Origin of the sequence: Streptomyces sp. TN58 (genome assembly GCF_001941845.1) — a bacterium.
GTDB lineage: Bacteria > Actinomycetota > Actinomycetes > Streptomycetales > Streptomycetaceae > Streptomyces.
This window is the reverse complement of the sequence record NZ_CP018870.1, coordinates 1,312,577-1,333,883: the sequence shown is the minus strand read 5'-3', so window position 1 is coordinate 1,333,883 and position 21,307 is coordinate 1,312,577. Positions and strand designations below refer to the sequence as shown.

The 21,307-nt window shown below is 72.5% G+C and carries 20 protein-coding genes; 16 read left to right on the top strand and 4 right to left on the bottom strand.

The genetic code is table 11. The features are described from left to right. Window positions 1-11 precede the first annotated feature (11 nt). The 15 genes from BSL84_RS06020 to BSL84_RS05950 all read left to right on the top strand — a co-directional run bounded on the left by BSL84_RS06020 (window position 12) and on the right by BSL84_RS05950 (window position 15,708). Entirely contained in the window at window positions 12-467 is a 456-nt protein-coding gene (locus BSL84_RS06020; RefSeq protein WP_030026821.1) for an ATP-binding protein, read from the top strand. Further along, window positions 449-1,708 (top strand): PP2C family protein-serine/threonine phosphatase, encoded by a 1,260-nt coding sequence (locus BSL84_RS06015; protein WP_075969966.1) that lies wholly within the window; start codon window positions 449-451, stop codon window positions 1,706-1,708. Before BSL84_RS06020 ends, BSL84_RS06015 begins: the two co-directional genes overlap by 19 nt. After that, complete coding sequence (locus BSL84_RS06010) at window positions 1,709-2,452, top strand: MinD/ParA family ATP-binding protein (protein ID WP_075969965.1); 744 nt, start codon at window positions 1,709-1,711, stop codon at window positions 2,450-2,452. 69 nt (window positions 2,453-2,521) lie between these two features. Next, the gene (locus BSL84_RS06005; protein ID WP_030026816.1) at window positions 2,522-3,262 is read left to right on the top strand and encodes a type 1 glutamine amidotransferase domain-containing protein; all 741 of its coding nucleotides are present in this window, start codon (window positions 2,522-2,524) and stop codon (window positions 3,260-3,262) included. A gap of 66 nt (window positions 3,263-3,328) precedes the next feature. Next, window positions 3,329-4,813, top strand: coding sequence for an aldehyde dehydrogenase family protein (locus tag BSL84_RS06000; protein ID WP_030026815.1), 1,485 nt, complete (start codon window positions 3,329-3,331; stop codon window positions 4,811-4,813). Window positions 4,814-4,844: 31 nt separating this feature from the next. Beyond that, on the top strand, window positions 4,845-5,459 hold the full coding sequence (locus BSL84_RS05995; protein ID WP_030026813.1) for an NADPH-dependent F420 reductase: 615 nt from the start codon (window positions 4,845-4,847) through the stop codon (window positions 5,457-5,459). After that, on the top strand, window positions 5,444-5,968 hold the full coding sequence (locus BSL84_RS05990; RefSeq protein WP_030026811.1) for a (2Fe-2S)-binding protein: 525 nt from the start codon (window positions 5,444-5,446) through the stop codon (window positions 5,966-5,968). The genes BSL84_RS05995 and BSL84_RS05990 overlap by 16 nt, the downstream gene beginning before the upstream one ends. Before the next feature lie 5 nt (window positions 5,969-5,973). Then, complete coding sequence (locus tag BSL84_RS05985) at window positions 5,974-8,379, top strand: xanthine dehydrogenase family protein molybdopterin-binding subunit (RefSeq protein WP_045322496.1); 2,406 nt, start codon at window positions 5,974-5,976, stop codon at window positions 8,377-8,379. Further along, window positions 8,376-9,206 (top strand): FAD binding domain-containing protein, encoded by an 831-nt coding sequence (locus tag BSL84_RS05980; RefSeq protein ID WP_052680583.1) that lies wholly within the window; start codon window positions 8,376-8,378, stop codon window positions 9,204-9,206. Before BSL84_RS05985 ends, BSL84_RS05980 begins: the two co-directional genes overlap by 4 nt. Window positions 9,207-9,260: 54 nt before the next feature. Then, window positions 9,261-10,511, top strand: a complete 1,251-nt coding sequence (locus BSL84_RS05975) for an MFS transporter (protein WP_052680582.1) — start codon at window positions 9,261-9,263, stop codon at window positions 10,509-10,511. Next, window positions 10,508-12,043: an ATP-binding protein gene (locus BSL84_RS05970; protein ID WP_075969964.1), complete on the top strand. Its 1,536-nt coding sequence runs from the start codon at window positions 10,508-10,510 to the stop codon at window positions 12,041-12,043. Before BSL84_RS05975 ends, BSL84_RS05970 begins: the two co-directional genes overlap by 4 nt. Window positions 12,044-12,055: 12 nt before the next feature. Further along, a complete protein-coding gene (locus BSL84_RS05965) occupies window positions 12,056-12,397 on the top strand; it encodes a nuclear transport factor 2 family protein (RefSeq protein ID WP_030030930.1) in 342 nt (113 codons plus the stop codon). 101 nt (window positions 12,398-12,498) lie between these two features. Beyond that, window positions 12,499-13,143 carry a TMEM175 family protein gene (locus BSL84_RS05960; protein ID WP_037663660.1) on the top strand — a complete coding sequence of 215 codons (645 nt, stop codon included), beginning with the start codon at window positions 12,499-12,501 and terminating at the stop codon, window positions 13,141-13,143. Between the two features lie 73 nt (window positions 13,144-13,216). Further along, the gene (locus BSL84_RS05955) at window positions 13,217-14,530 is read left to right on the top strand and encodes a transposase (RefSeq protein ID WP_078849032.1); all 1,314 of its coding nucleotides are present in this window, start codon (window positions 13,217-13,219) and stop codon (window positions 14,528-14,530) included. After that, entirely contained in the window at window positions 14,530-15,708 is a 1,179-nt protein-coding gene (locus tag BSL84_RS05950; RefSeq protein ID WP_045322495.1) for an XdhC family protein, read from the top strand. Before BSL84_RS05955 ends, BSL84_RS05950 begins: the two co-directional genes overlap by 1 nt. Here the strand turns inward: BSL84_RS05950 and BSL84_RS05945 are convergent. Further along, entirely contained in the window at window positions 15,689-16,054 is a 366-nt protein-coding gene (locus tag BSL84_RS05945) for a hypothetical protein (protein WP_030037374.1), read from the bottom strand. The genes BSL84_RS05950 and BSL84_RS05945 overlap by 20 nt on opposite strands. A 267-nt stretch (window positions 16,055-16,321) precedes the next feature. Here BSL84_RS05945 and BSL84_RS05940 point away from each other — a divergent pair, with 267 nt between their 5' ends. Next, entirely contained in the window at window positions 16,322-17,764 is a 1,443-nt protein-coding gene (locus tag BSL84_RS05940; RefSeq protein WP_030037375.1) for a GuaB1 family IMP dehydrogenase-related protein, read from the top strand. Between the two features lie 124 nt (window positions 17,765-17,888). Here the strand turns inward: BSL84_RS05940 and BSL84_RS05935 are convergent, their stop codons facing one another. The 3 genes from BSL84_RS05935 to BSL84_RS05925 form a co-directional block, all read right to left on the bottom strand. Continuing rightward, window positions 17,889-19,133 (bottom strand): sensor histidine kinase, encoded by a 1,245-nt coding sequence (locus BSL84_RS05935; protein ID WP_075969963.1) that lies wholly within the window; start codon window positions 19,131-19,133, stop codon window positions 17,889-17,891. Next, window positions 19,130-20,860, bottom strand: a complete 1,731-nt coding sequence (locus tag BSL84_RS05930) for a cation acetate symporter (protein WP_075969962.1) — start codon at window positions 20,858-20,860, stop codon at window positions 19,130-19,132. Before BSL84_RS05930 ends, BSL84_RS05935 begins: the two co-directional genes overlap by 4 nt. A 96-nt stretch (window positions 20,861-20,956) precedes the next feature. Continuing rightward, window positions 20,957-21,232 carry a hypothetical protein gene (locus tag BSL84_RS05925; protein ID WP_030037379.1) on the bottom strand — a complete coding sequence of 92 codons (276 nt, stop codon included), beginning with the start codon at window positions 21,230-21,232 and terminating at the stop codon, window positions 20,957-20,959. Window positions 21,233-21,307: the final 75 nt, after the last annotated feature.

Genomic DNA, 21,307 nt, shown 5'->3' with positions numbered 1-21,307 from the left:
CCGTGAACGACATGGCAGAGCTGGCGAGGACGCCCGTCGTACTGGAGGTGCCCGCCACGATCGGGGCACTGGGTGACATCGCCGCGTTCGTCCTGCGGCTGGCCGGAAGGGCGGGGCTCGGCAGACGCGCCTCCTACCGGCTCCGGCTGGCCGTCGACGAACTGGCCACGAACATCGTGATGCACGGATACCGGGGCGGCGACGGACGGATCACCGTCCGCGGCCGCTCCGGCCCCGGCGGGGTCCAGATCACCATCGAGGACTCCGCCCCCGCATTCGACCCCGTCGCGGGCCGCCTGCCGCCCTGCCCCGGGGTTCCCCCGCAGGACCGGCGGATCGGCGGCCTCGGCATCCACCTGGCCCTGACCAGCGTGGACGAGTTCGCCTACGCGCACAGGGACGGCCGCAACATCAGCACGCTGACCGTGCAGGCTGAGGGGACGGACCCATGCCCTCCACGACCGTGATCATCCTCGACGCGCACCCCTCACCCCCGCCGGAACTGCTCGACTCCCTGCGGACGATGGGCGCGTCACTCCTCACCCGCACCCTGGCGGAGCTCCGCGAGGGCCCGCAGGAGCTGCTGCCCGTCGCGGACGTGCTGCTCGCCCCCGCCGAGTCCGACGGGAACGCCGTACGGACGGCCGTACGCCGGCTGCGCCGCTGGGCCGGGGCCCCCATCGTCGTCGTCTGGACCGTGACGGAGTTCGCGGCCCTGGAGGAACACGTCCGGATCGGGCACGACTACCTCGTACCGCCCTTCCTCCCCGCCCTCGTCGGAGCCCGGCTGCACAGCTGCTCGGAGCGCGCCGGACTCGGCCGCACCCTGCGCGAGGCCGACGCCCGCGCCGAACTCATGGGCTACGAGAAGGAACTGGAGATCGGCCGGGAGATCCAGGCGGGCTTCCTGCCCGAATCCCTCCCCATACCCGAGGGATGGGAGATCGACGTGCGCTTCCGGCCCGCCCGGCAGGTCGCCGGGGACTTCTACGACGTCTTCGAGATCTCCCGCGGCCGCCGGCTGGCCTTCGTCGTCGCGGACGTCTGCGACAAGGGGGTGGGCGCCGCGCTCTTCATGGCGCTCATCCGCTCCCTGCTCCGGCACACCGCGCAGAACAGCGGCCTCCAGCACCTGGTCACCGCCGGACGGGCCGGCGGCAGCCGCCGCATCCCGGTGGTCGGCGCCACCCCGCTGCTCAACGCCGTCACCGCCACCAACGGCTACCTCACCCGGAACCACCTGCGGCAGGGCTACTTCGCCACCCTGTTCTTCGGGGTGCTGGACCCGCTCACCGGCAGCCTCGTCTACATCAACGGCGGCCACAACCCGCCCCTGCTGCTGCCGGCCGACGGCGGCCCGCCCGCCGCCCTCGACATCACCGGACCGGCCGTCGGGGTCCTGCCCGACTGCGTCTACACCCTCGGCTACGCCCAGCTCGACCCGGGCGACACCCTCTTCGTCTTCACCGACGGAGTGCCCGAGGCCCGCTGCCCCGACGGCCACTTCCTCGGCGACGAAAGGATGCTGCAACTGCTCGCCGGCCCGCCGGTGAGCGGCAAGGACGTCGTCGACCGGATGGACCTCGCGGTGCGCCGGCACACCGGCACCGCCGAACAGCACGACGACGTCACCATGCTCGCCCTGCACCGCCCGCGTACGGCGCGGGGGCCGTACGCGGACGGCACCGGCCGTCAGGTGGTGGCCTAGATGGCCCGCACCATCGTGGTGCACTCACACCGCGGCGGCACCGGGAAGTCCTCGGTACTGGCAAACCTCGCGCTGCTCATCGCGGCCGGGGGGCGCCGGGTGGGGGTCGTGGACACCGACATCCAGTCACCCACCCTCGACCTGCTGTTCCGGCTCGGCCCCGGCCCCTCGCTGGCCGACTACCTGCTCGGCCGCTGCGAGATCGAGGCCGCCGCCCAGCCGGCCGGCGTGGCCGGGCTGTACGTCGTACCGGCCCGGAGCGGGACGGCGGCCCTGCGGGAGCTCATGGCGGGCGGCTACGACGTGGGCCTGCTGCCGGAGGGCTTCGACCGGCTGGCCGAGCACTACGCCCTGGACGTCCTGCTGCTCGACACGCACGCAGGGCTCAACAACGAGTCGGTGACGGCGATGGCGAGCGCCGACGTACTGATGATCCTGGCCCGGGCCGACCGGATCGACCTCTCCGGGGTGGAGGAGACCATCGCCCTCGCCGGACGCCTGGCGTGCCGGCGGACGCTGGTGCTGAGCATGGCACCCGCGGGCATCGACCGGGACGCCGCCCGGCGGCGCTCCGAGGAGGTCTACGGCGCACCTGTGGCCGGAATCCTGCCCTATGCGCCGGAAATGGCCTCCCTGCACGGAGAGCGCATATTTGCAGAAGCCCGTCCCGACCACCCCCTGGTCGGTGAATTCCGCACCATCATCTCGGCGTTGGACGCACGTGACGAAGTATCGCGGGCCTGACGTCACCCCCTTACGCCCCCTGCGGGGGGCGTGTTGAATCGGCAGCGAATCCAGAACAAGGAGAGAATCATGAAGATTCTCGTCGTCATGACCGCCAAGGCGACCCTGCACCTGCTGGACGGCGAACAGCATCCCTCGGGATTCTGGGCAGAGGAATTCGTCGTTCCCTTTTCGCTCTTCAAGGCCGCCGGCCACGACGTGGACGTGGCGACGATCGCGGGCCGCCCGCCCACGGTCGACCTGACGAGCATCGACCCGCAGTTCCTCAAGTGGGTCCGGCCCCAGGGCTCACCCGACGAGGACGCGGCCAACGCCGCCGAGTACGTCCGGGTCATCGAGAACACCCCCCAGCTGAAGGCCCCCCTGGCCCTGGAGTCCCTCACCGAGAAGGACGTCGCCGACTACGACGGCATCTACGTCAGCGGCGGCCACGGCGCGATCGGCGACCTGCCCAAGTCCGACGAGCTCGCCCAGATCCTGCGCTGGGCCATCGCCCAGGACAAGCCCCTCGCCACGGTCTGCCACGGCCACACCGCACTGCTCGCGCTGCGCGACGGCGAGGGCCGCTGGCCCTTCGAGGGCTACCGGATGACGGCCTTCTCGCACGACGAGGAACTGGTCACCAACATGGCCGGCCGGCTCCCGATGATCCTGGAGGCCGAGCTCACCCGGCTCGGCGCCCGCTACGAGAAGGCCGACGCGATCTGGGACTCGCACGTGGTCGTCGACCGCAACCTGACGACCGGCCAGAACCCGTACTCCTCCAAGGCCCTCGCGGAGACGTTCCTGAGCCGGCTCGCGAAGGGCTGAGGGCACACCCCGCCCCGCGGCACACCCCGCCCCGGCCCGCCCCGCATCCGACACCGGAAGGCAGTCATGACCAAGCGTGAGCTGAGCGGCCCGCCCCTCGCCAACCCCGGCAAGCTGTTCATCGGCGGCCAGTGGGTCCCCGCCCGGGACGGCCGCACCGAGCCCGACGTCAGCCCCGTGGACGGACAGGAGATCGTGCCGGTCGCCCAGGCCGCCGCGGCCGACGCGGACGCGGCCGTCGCCGCCGCCCGCACGGCGTACGCCGAAGGACCGTGGAGCCGCCTGTCCGCCCAGGAGCGGGCGCTGCGGCTGAACCGGGTCGGCGAGCTCATCGAGCGCGACCTGGAGGAGATCGCCCTGCTGGAGACCGTGGACATGGGCAAGCCGTTCGCCTTCTCCAGCACGGTCGACGCCCCCATGGCCGCCCAGCTGATGCACTACTACGCCGGGGCCGTGACCCGCGTCGACGGCTCCTCGCGCGCCCCGGCCGGCGGCCAGCTCGCCTACACCCTGCGCGAACCGCTGGGCGTGGTTTGCGCGATCACCCCGTTCAACTTCCCGCTGCTGCTGTCGATGACGAAGATCGCACCGGCCCTGGCGGCCGGCAACACGGTCGTCCACAAGCCCTCCCCGGCCACCCCGCTCACCGCACTGAAGATCGCCGAGCTCTTCCAGGAGGCGGAGATCCCCGACGGGGTCCTCAACGTGGTCACCGGCCCCGGCGTGGAACTGGGCGAGACGCTCACCGGCCACCCCGACATCGACAAGATCGCCTTCACCGGCTCCACGGTGGTCGGCCAGTCCATCATCCGCAGGGCGGCCGGCACCCTGAAGAAGGTGACGATGGAACTCGGCGGCAAGTCCGCCAACATCGTCTTCGCCGACGCCGACCTCGACGCCGCCGAGGAACTCGCCTTCTTCGGCATCTACTACAACAAGGGCGAGATCTGCACCGCCGGATCCCGCCTGCTGCTCCAGCGCCCGATCCACGACGAACTCGTCGAACGCCTCGTGCGCCGGGCCGCCGCCCTCAAACCAGGCGACCCGCGCGACCCCGCCACCCTCTTCGGACCCCTGGCCCACCGCGGCCAGTTCGACAAGGTCAGCTCCTACATCGAGATCGGCGAGAAGGAAGGCGCGGTCCTGCGCACCGGCGGCACCGGCTGGACCCCCGAGGGAGCCTCCGCCGACGGCCTGTACTTCCTCCCGACCGTCTTCACCGGCGTCGACAACGGCATGCGCATCGCCCAGGAGGAGATCTTCGGCCCGGTCCTGTCGATCATCCCCTTCGACACCGAGGAGGACGCCGTACGCATCGCCAACGACAGCGCGTACGGCCTCGCCGCCGGCGTCCACACCAAGGACCTGCGCCGCGCCCACCGCGTCGCCTCGCAGATCAAGGCCGGCACGGTCTGGGTCAACTGCTACAACCAGTACGACCCCGCGGTGCCCTACGGCGGCTACAAGGCCTCCGGATTCGGCCGCGAATGCGGGCCCGAGTCCCTGGAGAGCTACACCCAGACCAAGTCGGTCTGGATCGGCATGGACTGACACCGGCAGACCACCTTCACCAGGAGCGTCAATGCGTACAGCCGTCATCGGCACCGGGCGTATCGGCACGGTCCTCGCGAGGATCCTCGTGGCGGCGGGCCACCAGGTGCTCCTCGCCAACTCCCGGGGCCCGCGGACCCTCGGCCCGCTCGTGGCCGAACTGGGGCCGGCCGCCTCGGCGGCGCACCCCGCCGAGGCGGCCGCCCAGGCCGAACTCCTGGTGCTGATGGTGCCCTTCGAACGGGTCCGCGGACTGCTCCCGCCCCACGTCGTGCAGGACAAGGTGCTGGTGGACGCGACGAACGCGTTCGGCGGCCCCGGCGCGCCCGCCGACCTCGGCGGGCGCGGCTCCAGCGACCTGGTCGCCGAGTGGTACCCGGGCGCACAGGTCGTGAAATCACTGAACACCATGCATTTCGAAACCCTCGCCGTCGCCGGAACCGCACCCGGAGAGCGCCTGGCACATTTCCTCGCGGGCGACGACGTGAAAGCGAAGGAAATCGTCGCCGGAATCATCACCGATCTCGGATTCGCCCCCGTCGACACCGGCCCGCTGCACTCCGGGGGAATTCTCCAGCAGCCCGGCGGGCCACTTTTCAACCGGCCGCTCACGGAAGCGCAGGCGAAGGCATGGACATCACACTGAACGTGAACGGAAGACCCGAGCAGTTCTCGGCGCCGCCGAACGAACTGCTCGTCGAACGGCTCCGCGACGGCCTCGGCCTGACCGGCACCAAGGTCGGCTGCGACACCGGCCAGTGCGGCTCCTGCGTGGTCCGCCTCGACGGCCGGTCCGTCAAGAGCTGCCTGGTCCTCACCGCGTCCGCCGCCGGCGCCGGGATCACCACCATCGAGGGCGTCACCACCCGGGGCGGGGAACTGTCCGGCCTCCAGGAGGCCCTGCGCCAGGAACACGGCACCCAGTGCGGCTTCTGCACCCCGGGCATGGTCATGGCCCTGGGCGAGCTCGTCGACGCCACCGCCGGCGGCCCGGCCCCCACCGAGCCGGAGATCCGCGAATGGCTCACCGGCAACCTGTGCCGCTGCACCGGCTACCACAGCGTCGTACGCGGAGTGCAGCGCGCCTGCGCCGCCGGCCGCGACGAGGTGCCCGCCGGGACCACCGCGACCACCGCATCCGCTTCGGAGGTGTGAGGGACATGACCGCAGTGACGGGGGAGGCCCCGGCCGACCGGGGCGGCGTACTCGGCCGGCCGCTGGACAGCCGCGAGGACCCGCAGCTCCTGCGCGGCGAGGCCGCGTACGTGGCGGACATCGACCTGCCGGGCACCGCGCACATGGCCATCCTGGGCAGCCCGGTGGCCCACGCGAAGATCCTCTCCATCGAGACCAAGGCCGCGGAGCAGCTGCCCGGAGTACTCAAGGTGGCCACCGCCGCCGACTTCACCGACGTCATGCCGCTGCCCTGCATCTGGGTTCCCGGCGGCGTCGAGAGCCACTTCCCGCCGCACCCGTACGGACTTCCCGGCGCCCGCCCGGTCCTGACCGGCGACACCGTCCGCCACGTCGGCGACCCCATCGCCGCGGTCGTCGCCGAGACGCCGCGGCAGGCCGCCGCGGCGCTGGCCGCCATCTGCGTCGAGTACGAGCCGCTGCCCGTCGTCACCCGCGCCGACGAGGCCCTGGCCGACGGCGCGCCCCAGCTCCACGAAGCCGTCCCGGGCAACCTCAACGCGTACTGGACCTGCGGCGACAGGGACCGCACCGACGCCGCCATCGCCGCCGCCGAGGTCACCGTCGAACTCGACCTCGTCAACCAGCGCACCATCAACAGCCCCATCGAACCGCGCGGCGCGGTCGGCGACTACGACCCGGCCACCGGCGAGTACACCCTCTACGCCTCCACCCAGGGCCCGCACAACCACCGCTTCCTCCTCTCCGCACTGGTCCTCGGCATCCCCTTCAACAAGCTCCGGGTGATCGCCCCGACCGTCGGCGGCAGCTTCGGCACCAAGGGCTACCTGTACCCCGACATGCCCCTGGTCCTGCTGCTCTCCAAGGCCCTCGGCCGGCCCGTGAAATGGGTGGACACCCGCACGGGGCTGATGAACTCCACCGTCCAGGGCCGCGACCACCGCCAGCACGCCACCCTCGCCGGAACCCGTGACGGCCGCATCACGGCGGTGCGCTGCACCAGCCACGCCAACCTCGGCGCCTACCCCTCGACGATCGGCCCCGGCGTCGCCACCGCCCTGATGGGCCGCTCCATCAGCGGCATGTACGACATCGACGCCGCCTTCTGCGAGGTGTACGCCGCCTTCACCAACACCGTTCCGCTCGGCGCGCAGCGGGGCAGCGGACGCGCCGAAGCCGCCTTCCTCATGGAGCGGCTCGTCGACCGGTACGCGTCCGAGATCGGCATGGACCCGGCGGAGGTACGGCGCAGGAACCTGGTGCCGAAGGAGAAGTTCCCCTACGACAACGGCCTCGGCTGGACCTACGACTCCGGGAACTACCGGCTGAACTTCGACAAGGCCGTCGAGCTGTCCGGCTACGCCGACATGCCCACCCGCAAGGCCGAGGCCCGCACCCGCGGCAAACGCCTCGGCGTCGGCATCGCCACCTACGTCGCCGTCTGCGGCGTCGGCCCCTCCACCCGGATGTCGCAGGAGGGCATGCTCGGCGGCACCTGGGAGAGCGCGAACATCCGCATCCACCCCACCGGCGAGGTCACCGTCACCGTGGGCTCCGCCTCCACCGGCCAGAGCCACGCCACGGTCTTCGCCCAGGTCGCCGCCGACGAGCTCGGCATCGACCCCGCCACCGTCCAGGTCCACGAGGGCGACACGCAGAAGGCCCCGTACGGACAGGGCACCTACGGATCCCGCTCCTACAGCATGGCCGGGCCCGCCGTCGCCCTCACCGCCCGCAAGCTCAAGGCCAAACTGGTCCGGGCCGGCGCCGTCCTCCTCGGCGCACCCGAGCACAGGGTCGTATACGAGGACGGCGGGATCCACGAGGAGGGCAACCCCCAGAACGCCAAGACCCTCGCCGAACTGGCCATGGCCATGTGGTACGGCTGGGGACTGCCCCCGGAGATCGAGCCGGCCCTTGACGAGACCACCCACTTCGACCCGCCGGACTTCAACTACCCCTTCGGCACACACGTCGCCGTCGTCGAGATCGACGAACTGACCGGCGAGACCGAGGTGGTCGCCTACACCGCCGTCGACGACGCCGGCACCATCGGCAACCCGAAGATCGTCCAGGGGCAGATCGAGGGCAGCATCGTGCACGGCCTCGGCCAGGCCCTCATGGAGGCCGCCGAATACGACGACGACGGCCGGCTCATCAGCGCCGACCTCGGCCACTACGCCCTGCCGCGCGCCGCCGACGTGCCCTTCTTCGCCCTCGACAAGACCGTCACACCCAGCCCGCACAACCCGCTCGGAGCCAAGGGAGCGGGCGAGATCGCCACCGTGCCGCCGGCCGCCGCCGTCGTCAACGCCGTCGTCGACGCCCTCTCCGACCTGGGCGTCCGGCACATCGACATGCCTCTCACCCCCGAGAAGGTCTGGCGCCGTCTGAGAGGGGAATCCCAGTGATCCTCACCGACTTCGACTACGCCCGCCCCGCCGGCCTGGACGAGGCGGTGGCCCTCCTGACCGGAACCCCCGGCGCCCGGGTGCTCGCCGGCGGCCAGAGCCTGCTGCCCGACCTGCGCGCCGGATCCGACAGCGCCCGCCTCCTCGTCGACATCCGCAGGCTCGCCGGCCTACGCGGCACCACCCGCACCGCGGACGGCCGGCTCCTGCGCGTCGGCGCGCTCACCACGCTCGCCGACCTCGCCGCCGACCCGCTCGTGCTCGCCGAGGCCCCCGAGCTGGCCGCCGCCGCCCGCGCCAACGGCGACCCGCAGGTCCGCAACCTCGGCACCGCCGGCGGCAACCTGGCCGCCGCCGGGCGGCCCACCGACCTGCCGGCCGCCGCCATCGCCGCCGACGCCGTCGTCGAACTGGCCGGCCCCGGCGGCCGCAGCACCCTCCCGGCCGAGGAGTTCGCCGCCCGCGGCGCGCCCGCCGACGCGGTCGTCACGGCCCTGCTGGTCCCCGCCGCCGGCCCGGCCGCCGCATTCGAGAAGTCCGCCGACCGCGCCACCCGCTATCCGGTCTGCGCCGCCGCCGTACGGATCACCCCCGACGGGCCGCGCATCGCGGTGACCGGGGCCACCCCCCGGCCGCTGCGCCTGCGCGGGGTCGAGGACCGGCTGCGCGGCGGCCCGTACGACACGGAAGCCGTACTCGCCGCCTTCCGCGCCGAACCCCGGGAGCTGTTCGTTCCCGGGCGCGGCACCTCGGCCGAATACCTCGGCCACCTCGCGGGGGTCCTCACCGCCCGAGCACTGCAGAGGGCCGAGCGGGCCCTCGCCTGACCGTCCGACCACAGGGCCCGGCCAGGGCCCACCACGGGGGAGTTGAGTGAAGCAGTGGCCGAACCGTCCGAAACGACCACGGGTACGCACCCAGCCGTCCGCACGGCCGGCGCCCCCGGAGGCTCCGGCTTCTGGGTGGCCGGCGCCGTCCTCGTACTGCTGATGCTCTCCTCCTCCGTGCCGTCCGCCCTCTACGTGCTCTACCAGCAGGAGTGGGGCCTGTCCTCCGGCACGATCACGGTGGTCTTCGCCCTGTACGCCGTCACCGTGCTGGCCGGGCTCCTGCTCTTCGGGTCCCTCTCCGACACCCTGGGCCGGCGTCCGGTCCTGGCCGCCGCCCTGGTCCTGGCGATCGTCTCGATGGCCCTCTTCGCCGCAGCCCAGGGGCTCGGACTGCTCCTCGCCGCCCGCGCCGTCCAGGGGCTGGCCGTGGGCCTCGCCACCGGTGCGATGGGCGCCGCCCTGCTGGAACTCAGCCCCGCCGCACGGCCCGCCCTCGGAGCCCAGGTCAACAGCGCGGGCCCGACCGTGGGCATCGGCCTCGGCGGCATCGGGGCGGGACTGCTCGTCCAGTACGCGCCTGCCCCGACCGTCCTCAGCTATCTGCTGCTCATCGGGGCCTTCGCCGTCACCCTGGCGGGCGTCGTCCGCATGCGAGAGAGCGCTCCCGGCGCCGGCGGCGGGCTGCGGATCGTCCCGCACCGGATCCACGTCCCGCAGGGCGCCCGGGGCCGCTTCGCCGTCCTCGTCCTGACCATCGTGGCCGTCTGGTCCGTGGGCGGCTTCTACCTCTCCCTCGGCCCGCACCTGGCCCTGTCCCTGCTGCGGTCCACCAACTACCTCGCCGGCGGGGCCACGGTCGCACTGCTCGCCGGCGCCGCCACCGCCGCCCAGCTCGTGCTGGGCCGCACCGGGGCCCTGCGCACCGCCGTGCTCGGACTGATCGGCCTGCTCACCGGGCTCGCGCTGGTGCTGCTCGCGCTGGGGCTGGGCTCGGCCACCGTGTTCATGGTGGCCACGGCCGTCCTCGGCAGCGGCTGGGGAGCGGCCTTCCTCGGCGCCTTCCGGGCGCTGAGCGGGCTCGCCGAACCGGCCCACCGGGGTGAACTGACCGCCGCCGTGTACGTCTTCGCGTACCTCGCGATGAGCGTGCCGGCCGTACTCGCGGGGATGCTGACCAACATCCACGGCCTCCACCGCACCTCGGTCGGCTTCATGGCCGCCGTCGCCGCGGTGTGCGCGGCGGCCCTGCTGGCCACCCTGCGCCTGGCCGCCCGTACCAGGGCCGAGGGGGGCGCCGCGTGAACGCGCCGGAGATGACCGCACCGCGGCTGCGCGCCGCCCTGCGCGGGCTGGAGGTCTTCGCGGGACTCACCGAGGAGCAGCTGGACTGGCTGGTCTCGGTCTCCCGGCCGCAGGTCCTCTCCGACGGGCAGGTCCTCTTCCGGGACGGCGAGGAGGCGACCGGTTTCCACGTCCTGCTCTCGGGCGGGCTCGTCGTCACCAAGGTCGTCGACGGCCGGGAGGAGGTCCTCACCCGGCACTCCACCGAGGAGGAGAGCGCCGCGTCGGAGGACCACGACGGCAAGCCCCCGGCCGCCCACCGGTTCACCGGCGAACTGCCGCTGCTGACGGACGGCGCGTACGTCGCCACGGCCGCCGCGAGCGGCCCGTCGACCACGGTGGTGGCGTACCCCAAGGCGGTGTTCTTCGAAATGCTCACGCGGTGCAACGGGGTGGCCGCGGTCCTGATCCCCGTCCTGGCCTGGCGCATCAAGTCCTCCGAGGTGCAGGCCCGCAAACGGGCCACCGTGGAGGCGCTCGGCACCCTCGCCGCCGGGCTCGCCCACGAGCTGAACAACCCGGCGGCCGCCGTCGCCCGGGCCGCGCAGGAACTGGCCCCCGCCCTGGACCGGCTCACCCGGACCGCCCAGGACTGGGGAGCGGCCGCCGGGCCCGCCGAGCGCGCGGTCCTGGGCCGGCTGACCGCGGAACTGGACGCGCTGCCGCCGCCGGTCACCACCGACCCGCTGGCCCAGGCCGACGCCGAGGAGGAGATCGCCGACTGGGCCGAGGGAGCCGGCGCCGAGCGGTCCAACCTGCTCGGCTCGGGCGTCTCCGACCTCGGCCTGGACCTGGAGTGGCTGCTGCTGCGGACACGGGACATCGGCAAGCAGTCCCTCGCGTGCGCGCTCGACCACCTGGCGGCGCTGCTGGAGGTCCACGCGCTCGCCGCCGAGCTGCGGGCCGCGGGACCGAGGATCTCCCAACTCGTCTCGGCCACCCGGGATTACGCCAATCTCGACCGGGCGCCCGAACAGCGCTTCCCGGTGACCGCGGGGCTGGAGAACACGCTGGTGGTGCTGCGTGCCAAGCTCGGCGGCATCACCGTCGTGCGTGCGTACGAGCCGGACCTGCCCGAACTGACTGGCTATCCCAGCGAGTTGAACCAGGTGTGGACCAACCTGGTCGACAACGCCGTCGAGGCCATGGAGGGCTCCGGCGTACTGACGCTGAGCGCCCGGTCCGAAGGCGTGTGCATGGTCGTGGAGGTCACCGACACCGGCCGCGGCATCCCCCCGGACGTACTGCCTCGCATCTTCGAACCCTTCTACACGACCAAGGACGTGGGCAAGGGCACGGGCCTGGGGCTGCACCTGAGCTACCGCATCGTGACCCAGCGCCACCACGGGTCGCTCACCGCCCGCTCGCGGCCCGGCGAGACCCGGATGGTCGTCCGGCTGCCCTTCGCCGGCAGCGCCCAGTCCTGCGCCTCACCTGCGCAAACACCCGAGACCGCCCGCGGAGCCGCACCCGCGCCGGACACACCCAGCTGAAACGGAGTCGACATGGCCACCTACGACATCTCCACCCTGCACCCGGTGTTCGTCCGCCAGATGGAGGCGCTGGCCGCCCTGGACATCGAGGCGGTGATGAAGAACTACACGGAGGACGCCGTGCTGCTGCGCTTCGAGGGCGCCTCGGTGGGCATCGAAGCGGTGCGCGAGACCTTCACCGGCTACCTCGCCGTGAAGCCCACGCTGGTGGAACTGCAGGAGTACATCGAGACCGAGGACACCATCTTCTACCGGGCGATCATGAACCTGAACGGCGAACCGGAGCACGCGTTCGGGACCCTCGTGGTCCGCGATGGCCGAATCTGGCGCCAGACCGCCGGATTCGGCGGCTGAGGCCGGAAACATGGGTAGCGTGTGCGGGGAGGGGGGCAAACGCACCCTCCCCGTATGCGCACCCCGCCGCGCGTGTGCACGGAAAGGGTAAAGGGGAGGTCATGGAAAACGAAACCGGGCGGGTCGAGGCATTCAGTGATGGGGTATTCGCCATCATCATCACGATCCTCGTCCTGGAATTAAAGGTTCCGGAAGGAACCGGCTCCGCCTTCTGGCACGGGGTCCGCGAGCAATGGCCGCATTACGCCGCCTATGTGGTGAGCTTCCTCCTCATCGGCGTGATGTGGGTGAACCACCACACCATCTTCAGTCACCTCAAGCGGATAGACCGTCCGCTGTTGTTCCTGAACCTGATGGTGCTGATGGTGGTCTCGGTCATCCCGTACACGACCAACGTGCTCGCCGAGCACCTCACCGAGGAAGGCTCCGCCAACCCCGCGGCCGTCCTCTACAGCCTCGTCACCGTGGCCTACGCCGCCGCGTTCCTGCTCTTCTGGTGGTACGTCACCCGGGTCGGGCACCTCTTCCACGAACAGGTGGACAAGGACGGCGCACGGGCCACGAGGCTGCGTTTCGGTCTCGGTGCCATCGCCTATCCCTGCACGGTCGTCCTGGCCTTCTACTCCGCACCTCTCACACTTGTCGCACATTTCCTGATCGCGATCTACTATGCGGCGAACCAGATCCCCATCCCCCTCGTGGTAGAGGAAGAGCGGCTCGAATCTGCCAGCGACCTCAGGAAGTAGCCGCAGGGGCCTACGGCCGTTCTCCGCGGTCAAGTAGGGTATCGGATCTAGCTGGTCGCGGGGGAGGCACCAGATGGCTCGCGCAGTCCTGCCGGAGGATTCCGTCAAGGAAGTCTCCGAATTGATCGACGTCATGATCTCTCTTCTCTTCGAGTCCTTACCCCGGCGGGACCAGCGGAACTGGGCCCGCGTTTATCTGAACGGCCTCGTGCGGACCAACGGGAAGAAAACAATCCGTAACATCGCCGGAACCGGAGCGAGCTCGGTCGAGCAGAGCCTGCAGCAGTTCATCAGCAAGTCCCCCTGGGACTGGACCCCCGTGCGGCGCTCCCTCGCCCAGCACCTCGAACGCACGGCGCAGCGCCCCCTGGCCTGGGTGCTCCAGCCCATGGTCATCGAGAAGGCCGGCGACCGCTCGGTCGGCGTCGGCCGGCAGTTCGTCCCCCAGCTCGGCCGCACCGCCAACTGCCAGCAGGCCGGCGGAATCTGGCTCGCCTCCAGCGAGGCCAGCTTCCCGGTCGAGTGGACCCTCACCCTCCCCGGACCGTGGACCAGCGAACTCATGCGCCGCCGACGGGCCGGCATCCCGGACACCGCCCGTTCCCTCACCCCCGCCCAGGACGCCGTACACGCCGTCCAGCGGATGGCCGCCACCTGGCAACTCCAGCGCCGGCCCGTCGTGATGGAGGTCGCCAACGGCGATCTGCCGCAGAGCATCGAATCGTTCACCCTCCAGGACATCCCCTTCGTCTTCAAGGTCGACGGCACACTGCCCGTCTCCTTCGGCGGTGCGGGCCGCCACAAACCCGGCCCGCACACCGCCCCCGCACGCGAACTCATCGACTCCCTGCGCTCCCAGCGCCGCGTCGTCGAATGGACCCGGCACGGCCGGACCGAAGGAGCGGTGACCCTGCTGACCTCGGCCCCCGTCCTCGCCACCCCCGGCGAGGACCGCCACACACCCGCCCCACCCACCCCGCTGCTGCTCCTCGGCGCCTGGAGCGAAGCCGCCCTGCTGCCCTCCGAGTTCTGGATCACCAACATCGGGGACCGCCCGCTCGCCCAGCTCTTCCTGCTCGCCAAACTCACCGACCGGGTCTCCCTGGACTTCACCGAGACCTGCGAACCGGTCGGCATCCGCGACTTCGAAGGCCGCTCCTTCCGAGGCTGGCACCACCACGCCACCCTGGCGAGCGTCGCCCACGCCGCGAAACTGCTCTCCGCACGCCCCCACGCCCGCGACCCGTACCCCGGCCCCGCGCGCCCCGCCGGCCTCCCCCGGCAGGCCACCGCCCTGCCCCGGCCCGCCGCAGCACACCCGGCCACCCCGGCCGTGCTGCCGCCGCGCCTGCCCGGACCGACCCCGCGCCGCGCATACATCCGCTGATGCTCGACATCGCCGAAGAGCTACGCGCATGGTGCGCCGCCCGCCGGGAATTCGCCCTGGCCACCGTCGTCGCCGTCAGCGGCAGCGCGCCACGCGGCCCCGGCGCCTCCCTCGCCGTGGACGACCGGGGCACCGCGCTCGGCTCCCTGTCCGGAGGCTGCGTGGAGTCCGCCGTCCACGAGCTCTGCCTCGACGCGATCACCTCCGGCCGGGGCGGCCTGCACCGCTTCGGCTACAGCGACGACGACGCCTTCGCCGTCGGCCTGACCTGCGGCGGCGTCCTCGACGTCCTGGTCACCCCGGTACGCGGCCGCGACCCGGTACGGCCCGTACTCGGCTCGGTCCTCGACGCCGCAGCCGACGGCACGCGGGCCGCGCTGGCCCGCGTCGTGTCCGGCCCGCCGCGCCAGCTCGGCCGGGCCCTCGCCGTCCACGCCGACGGCTCCTACGAGGGCGGCCTCGACGGCGGCCCCGCCCTCGACCGGGCCGCCGCCGACCGGGCCCGCGCCCTGCTGCTCGCCGGGCGCACCGGCACCACCGAGCTCGGCACGGCGGGCGGCCTGTGCGGGGAGCCCCTGACCCTGCTCGTCGAGTCCGCCGCCGAACCGCCCCGGCTGCTCGTCTACGGGGCCGTCGACTTCGCCGCCGCCCTGGCCCGGATCGGCGCCTTCCTGGGCCACCGGGTCACCGTGTGCGACGCCCGCCCCGTCTTCGCCACCCGCGCGCGCTTCCCCGAAGCCGACGAGGTGGCCGTCGACTGGCCGCACCGGCACCTGGCCGCGCAGTGGCAGGCGGGCCGGCTGGACTCCCGTACCGCCGTCTGCGTACTCACCCACGACGCGAAATTCGACGTACCGCTGCTGGAGCTGGCCCTGCGGCTGCCGCTGGGCTACGTCGGAGCCATGGGTTCACGGCGCACCCACACCGAACGCGCCGCACGGCTGCGCGCTCAAGGAGTCACGGACGCCGCCCTGGCCCGGCTGCGCTCACCCATCGGCCTCGACCTCGGCGGCGCCACCCCCGAGGAGACCGCCCTGGCCATCGCCGCCGAGTTCACGGCCCTCCGGCACGGCGGCTCGGCACTCCCGCTGACCGGCGGCGCCGGCCCCGTCCACCGCCGCCGCACGCCCCCACCCGCGACCCGCCCCGCGGACGCCCTCAGCCCGCCCCGCCCCTGACGTGCTCCACCACGCGGTGGAACTCGGCGGTCGGCGAGAAGTCGACGTACTCCGTGTCGGCGAGGGCCACCGGAATGTGTCCCGGCCCCCAGTAGAAGGCCTGTCCCTCCTCGTACACCTCCTCCCCGTCCCCCGTGCGCATCAGCAGCCGGCCCTTGAGGAGGTAGCCCCAGTGCGGGCACGGGCACATGTCGTCCGGGAGGCCCTTGAGCGCCTCCGTGAGATCGGTGCCCTGCGGCAGCCGGAAGAAGCCCACGGTGAGGTCACCGCCGATCTCCTGCACCCGCACCTCCAGGCCGCCGCCCTCGACCGCGATGGGTGCCTCGTCCCGAGTCGTCGCCGTCATGGATCCTCCAGCGCTGATCAGCCCGGTCGCCCGGGGGCCCTTTTCCGACCATTCCACTGTGACCCGGACCGGTGTGCCCCGCCCCTGCGAGACCGCCCGGCCGCACCCCGCGGGGCCAGGGTCCCGTAGGAAACCACCAGCCGGACCGGACCGCCTTGGACGTTCGGCCCGGGCGGCGTGAACGCCAGGTCGTGGGAGAATGAAGTACGTGCGTTTCCTCGGCTGCACCCTGTCGAGGCACCTCCGATTGACTGGGATGTTCAGCACGTGCGTTTCCTCAATGACCTGAAGCCGCCGTACGACCTGACGTACGACGATGTGTTCATGGTGCCGAGCCGCTCCGCGGTCGGTTCCCGCCAGGGCGTCGACCTCTCCTCGCCCGACGGCACCGGCACCACCATTCCCCTGGTCGTGGCGAACATGACCGCGATCGCCGGCCGCCGGATGGCCGAGACCGTCGCCCGCCGCGGCGGCCTCGTGGTCATCCCCCAGGACATCCCCATCGAGGTCGTCACCGACGTCATCTCCTGGGTGAAGACCCGCCACCTCGTGCTCGACACCCCGATCACGCTGGCGCCCACCCAGACCGTCGCCGACGCGCTGTCCCTGCTGCCCAAGCGCGCCCACGGCGCCGGCGTCGTCGTCGACGGCGAGGGCCGCCCCGTCGGCGTCGTCACCGAGCACGACCTGTCCGGCGTCGACCGCTTCACCCAGCTCTCCGAGGTCATGTCGAAGGAGCTGCTGCTCATCGACGCCGACATCGACCCCCGCGAGGCCTTCAACAAGCTCGACGCCGGCCACCGCAAGCTGGCCCCGGCCGTCGACGCCGACGGCAAGCTCGTCGGCATCCTCACCCGCAAGGGCGCCCTGCGCGCGACCCTCTACACCCCCGCCACCGACGCCGACGGCAAGCTGCGCATCGCCGCCGCCGTCGGCATCAACGGCGACTTCGCGGCCAAGGCCAAGCAGCTCCTCGACGCCGGAGTCGACACGCTCGTCATCGACACCGCGCACGGCCACCAGGAATCGATGATCAACGCGATCAAGGCCGTCCGCGCCCTGGACCCGCAGGTCCCGATCGTGGCAGGCAACATCGTCGCCGCCGAGGGCGTCAAGGACCTCATCGACGCCGGCGCGGACATCATCAAGGTCGGTGTGGGCCCCGGCGCCATGTGCACCACCCGCATGATGACCGGCGTCGGCCGCCCGCAGTTCTCCGCGGTCCTGGAGTGCGCCGCCGAGGCCAGGAAGTACGGCAAGCACGTCTGGGCCGACGGCGGCGTCCGCCACCCGCGCGACGTGGCGATGGCGCTGGCCGCCGGCGCCTCCAACGTCATGATCGGCTCCTGGTTCGCCGGTACGTACGAGTCCCCGGGCGACCTCCAGCAGTCCGCCGAGGGCCGCCTCTACAAGGAGTCCTTCGGCATGGCCTCCGCCCGCGCCGTGCAGAACCGCACGAGCGAGGAGTCGGCGTACGACCGCGCCCGCAAGGGCCTGTTCGAGGAGGGCATCTCCACCTCGCGCATGTTCCTCGACCCGGCCCGCCCGGGCGTCGAGGACCTGATCGACTCGATCATCGCGGGCGTCCGCTCCTCCTGCACCTACGCCGGTGCCGGCTCCCTCGCCGAGTTCGAGGAGAAGGCCGTGGTCGGCATCCAGTCCGCAGCCGGCTACGCCGAGGGCAAGCCGCTGCACGCCAGCTGGAGCTAGCGGTGTCGTCGAAGTCCCGCCTGGGCGGCGGGGCTCGGCACACACGCTGCGACACGCCCTAGAACAGACGCACCCCGTGGCCCCGGGCCCGTCCACCGCGGACGCACCCCGGGGCCACGGGCGTTCACGCTCGCGGCGGCAGGACCGGCCCCACAGGTGAACTGTGCACTCCCGCACGGTACTTGGGAATCCGCACCGTGACCTTCATGCCGGCGCCGACGCCCGTCTCCATCACCGGGCCGTACGCGTCCCCGTACACCTGCCGGATCCGCTCGTCGACATTGGGCAGCCCCACCCCCGCCGAAGCGGCCCCCCGCTCCCCGGCCAGGATCCGGCGCAGCACGGCCGGATCCATCCCGACCCCGTTGTCCTCGACGGTGATCACCGCGTCGGGGCCCGCGTCCTGCGCCGTGATCGTGATCAGGCACTCCTTCGTGGAGTCCTCCAGACCGTGCTTGACGGCGTTCTCCACCAGCGGCTGTAGACACAGGAACGGCAGCGCCACCGGCAGCACCTCCGGCGCAACCTGCAACGTCACCTTCAGCCGGTCACCGAAACGCGCCCCCGCCAACGCCAGATACTGCTGGATGGAACGCAACTCCTCCGCCAGCGTCGTGAAATCCCCGTGCCGCCGGAACGAGTACCGCGTGAAGTCCGCGAACTCCAGCAGCAGTTCCCGCGCCCGCTCCGGATCGGTCCGCACGAACGAGGCGATCGCCGCCAGCGAGTTGAAGATGAAATGCGGGGAGATCTGCGCCCGCAGCGCCTTGATCTCCGCCTCCATCAGCCGCGTGCGCGAACGGTCCAGCTCGGACAGCTCCAGCTGCACCGACACCCACCGCGCCACCTCCGTCGCCGCCCGCACCAGCACCGCCGACTCCCGGGACCCGTACGCCACCAGCGCACCCAACACCCCGTCCTCGCCGGTCAGCGGCGCGAACACCGCCCACTTCAGCGGACAGTCCGGCCGCTGACACCCGGTCCGCACGCTCTGGCTGCGCCCCGACTCCAGCATCACCGCCACCCGGGCCATCGCCCGCCGCTGGTGGTGGTCGGCGCCCGGCCCGTCCCACGCCAGCACCGCCTCCTGGTCCGTCAGGCACAACGCCTCCGTCCCCAGCAGCGACCTCAGCCGCCGGGCGGCCTTGCGGGCCGCGTCCTCCGTCAGCCCGGCGCGCAGCGGGGGAGCGGCCAGCGAAGCCGTGTGCAACGTGTGGAAGGTGGCCCGCTCCACCGGGGTACCCAGATCCAGGCCCGCCAGCCGCTCCCCGCGGCGCGCGTGCCAGCGCCCCGCCGCCCAGCCGGCGCCCAGCAACACACCCGCACCCACCGCCAGCACCACGAGCAGGACCTGCCCCGACCCGGTCACCGCCGGCCCCCCGCCCGGCCCCCGGCCACGGCCTCCGGCAGGTGCAGCCGGGCCAGCGTGGCCGCCGCCCCCGCCGGAATCCGGGACCTGGTGGCCAGCGACACCCCGACCATCGTCAGGAACCCCAGCGGCACCGACCACACCGCCGGCCAGGACAGCACCGTGTGCGTCCACCCCGACGGAGCCAGCCCCGCCCGCGTCGCCAGCACCGCCCCCAGCGCCGCCCCGCCACCGGTGACCAGCCCGGCCACCGCCCCCGGCGGAGTCAGCCCCCGCCACCAGATCCCCAGCACCAGCAGCGGGCAGAACGACGACGCGGACACGGCGAACGCCAGCCCCACCGCATCCGCCACCGGCACCTGCGTGACCGCCACGCTCCCGCCAAGCGGCACCAGGATCGCCACCAGCGCCGCGGACCGGAAACTACGCACCCCGCCCTTCGGCAGCACGTCCTGGTGCAGCACCCCCGCCACCGCCATCGTCAGCCCCGACGCCGTCGACAGGAACGCCGCGAAGGCACCGCCGGCCAGCAGCGCCCCCAGCGACTCGCCCAGCAGCCCGCCCAGCATCCGCTCGGGCAGCACCAGCACCGCCGCGTCCGCGTCACCCGTCAGTGCCAACTCGGGGGCGTAGATCCGGCCCAGCGCCCCGTACACCGGCGGCAGCAGGTAGAAGACGCCGACCAGCCCCAGCACCACCAGCGTCGTCCGCCGCGCCGCCCGCCCGTTCGGACTCGTGTAGAACCGCACCGCGACATGCGGCAGCCCCATCGTCCCGAGGAACGTCGCCAGGATCAGCCCGTACGTGGCGTACAGCCGGTACTCCCGCAGCTCCCCGGACGGCGGCTCCGACCACGTGCCCACCACCGCCCCCGGCTCCTCCCGCGCATCCGGCACCGGGGTGTCCGCGGCGAACTCCAGCCGCGCCCCGGCCCGTACGGAATGCTCGCCCGCGGCCAGCACCAGCGGCTCCGACACATGGCCGCGCCCGTCGACCCGCCCCGTCACCGTCACCGCCAGCGGCTCCTTCACCGACAACCGGACGTCCTGCGCGAGCGTCACCGACGTGTGCTCCCGGAAGACCGCCGGCGCGTCGAAGCTGGCCCGCGGCGCACCGTCCCCGGCCCACGCGGCGATCAGGAAGAACGCCGGGACCAGCAAGGCGGTGAGCTTCAGCCAGTACTGGAAGGCCTGCACGAAGGTGATGCTGCGCATCCCCCCGGCCGCCACCGCGACGCTCACCACACAGGCGACGACCAGCCCACCCACCCAGTGCGGAGCCCCGGTGAGGACCGTCAGGGTCAGACCCGCCCCCTGCAACTGCGGCAGCAGGTACAGCCAGCCGACCCCGACCACGAACAGCACCGCGATCCGGCGCACCGCCCGCGACTCCAGCCGCGCCTCGGCGAAATCCGACAGCGTGTACGCACCGGACCGCCGCAGCGGAGCCGCCACCAGCACGAGCAGCACCACGTACCCGGCGGTGTAGCCCACCGGATACCACAGCATCCCCGGCCCCTGGAGCAGCACCAGCCCGGCCACCCCGAGGAAGGACGCCGCGGAGAGGTACTCCCCGCTGATGGCCGCCGCGTTCAGTCGCGGCCCCACCGTGCGCGAAGCCACGTAGAAGTCGGAGGTGGTCCGGGATATCCGCAGGCCCAGCGCGCCGAGCAGCAGCGTGACCAGGACGACGACGGCGACCGCGGTCAGCGCGTACGTCTGGTTCACCGGGGCGGTCCTTCGGCCGGGGGGCGGGCTGACCGGAGTCTACGCACGCCCCCGACCGGGCGACAGGCACGATTCGGACCCCGGGGTCCGCCAGGCTCAGACGGCCGGATCGCGGTGCTCCGCGCAGTCCCGCAGGGCGATCTCCAGCTCCACGTACGACTCCTCCGCCCGCCGGAAGGCCAGCGTCAACGCTGCCTCCGCACGCGGCGGGACCTGGTCGCGGACGCCCTCGCCCGCCTCGTACAGGATGTCCGCCCAGCGCGCGGCCGCACTGCGCAGCAGGGCGAGCAGCACCGCGGCCTCGGCGGGCCCCGCCGGCCGCCTCCGCGGCAGTCCGCTCAGGGTGTCGACCAGCGCCTGGACCTCGGACATCTCGCTCCTCCCGCGCCGGGAAGATCCACGATACGCAGCGGTGACGGCATCGGCGGCCCGTTCCCGCCGCCGGTG

What these genes read in the sequence shown, in the direction of transcription:
- BSL84_RS06020 (WP_030026821.1), top strand. Translation starts at nt 12, where the DNA reads ATGGCAGAGCTGGCGAGGACGCCCGTCGTACTGGAGGTGCCCGCCACG.
- BSL84_RS06015 (WP_075969966.1), top strand. Translation starts at nt 449, where the DNA reads ATGCCCTCCACGACCGTGATCATCCTCGACGCGCACCCCTCACCCCCG.
- BSL84_RS06010 (WP_075969965.1), top strand. Translation starts at nt 1,709, where the DNA reads ATGGCCCGCACCATCGTGGTGCACTCACACCGCGGCGGCACCGGGAAG.
- BSL84_RS06005 (WP_030026816.1), top strand. Translation starts at nt 2,522, where the DNA reads ATGAAGATTCTCGTCGTCATGACCGCCAAGGCGACCCTGCACCTGCTG.
- BSL84_RS06000 (WP_030026815.1), top strand. Translation starts at nt 3,329, where the DNA reads ATGACCAAGCGTGAGCTGAGCGGCCCGCCCCTCGCCAACCCCGGCAAG.
- BSL84_RS05995 (WP_030026813.1), top strand. Translation starts at nt 4,845, where the DNA reads ATGCGTACAGCCGTCATCGGCACCGGGCGTATCGGCACGGTCCTCGCG.
- BSL84_RS05990 (WP_030026811.1), top strand. Translation starts at nt 5,444, where the DNA reads ATGGACATCACACTGAACGTGAACGGAAGACCCGAGCAGTTCTCGGCG.
- BSL84_RS05985 (WP_045322496.1), top strand. Translation starts at nt 5,974, where the DNA reads ATGACCGCAGTGACGGGGGAGGCCCCGGCCGACCGGGGCGGCGTACTC.
- BSL84_RS05965 (WP_030030930.1), top strand. Translation starts at nt 12,056, where the DNA reads ATGGCCACCTACGACATCTCCACCCTGCACCCGGTGTTCGTCCGCCAG.
- BSL84_RS05960 (WP_037663660.1), top strand. Translation starts at nt 12,499, where the DNA reads ATGGAAAACGAAACCGGGCGGGTCGAGGCATTCAGTGATGGGGTATTC.
- BSL84_RS05955 (WP_078849032.1), top strand. Translation starts at nt 13,217, where the DNA reads ATGGCTCGCGCAGTCCTGCCGGAGGATTCCGTCAAGGAAGTCTCCGAA.
- BSL84_RS05950 (WP_045322495.1), top strand. Translation starts at nt 14,530, where the DNA reads ATGCTCGACATCGCCGAAGAGCTACGCGCATGGTGCGCCGCCCGCCGG.
- BSL84_RS05945 (WP_030037374.1), bottom strand. Translation starts at nt 16,054, where the DNA reads ATGACGGCGACGACTCGGGACGAGGCACCCATCGCGGTCGAGGGCGGC.
- BSL84_RS05925 (WP_030037379.1), bottom strand. Translation starts at nt 21,232, where the DNA reads ATGTCCGAGGTCCAGGCGCTGGTCGACACCCTGAGCGGACTGCCGCGG.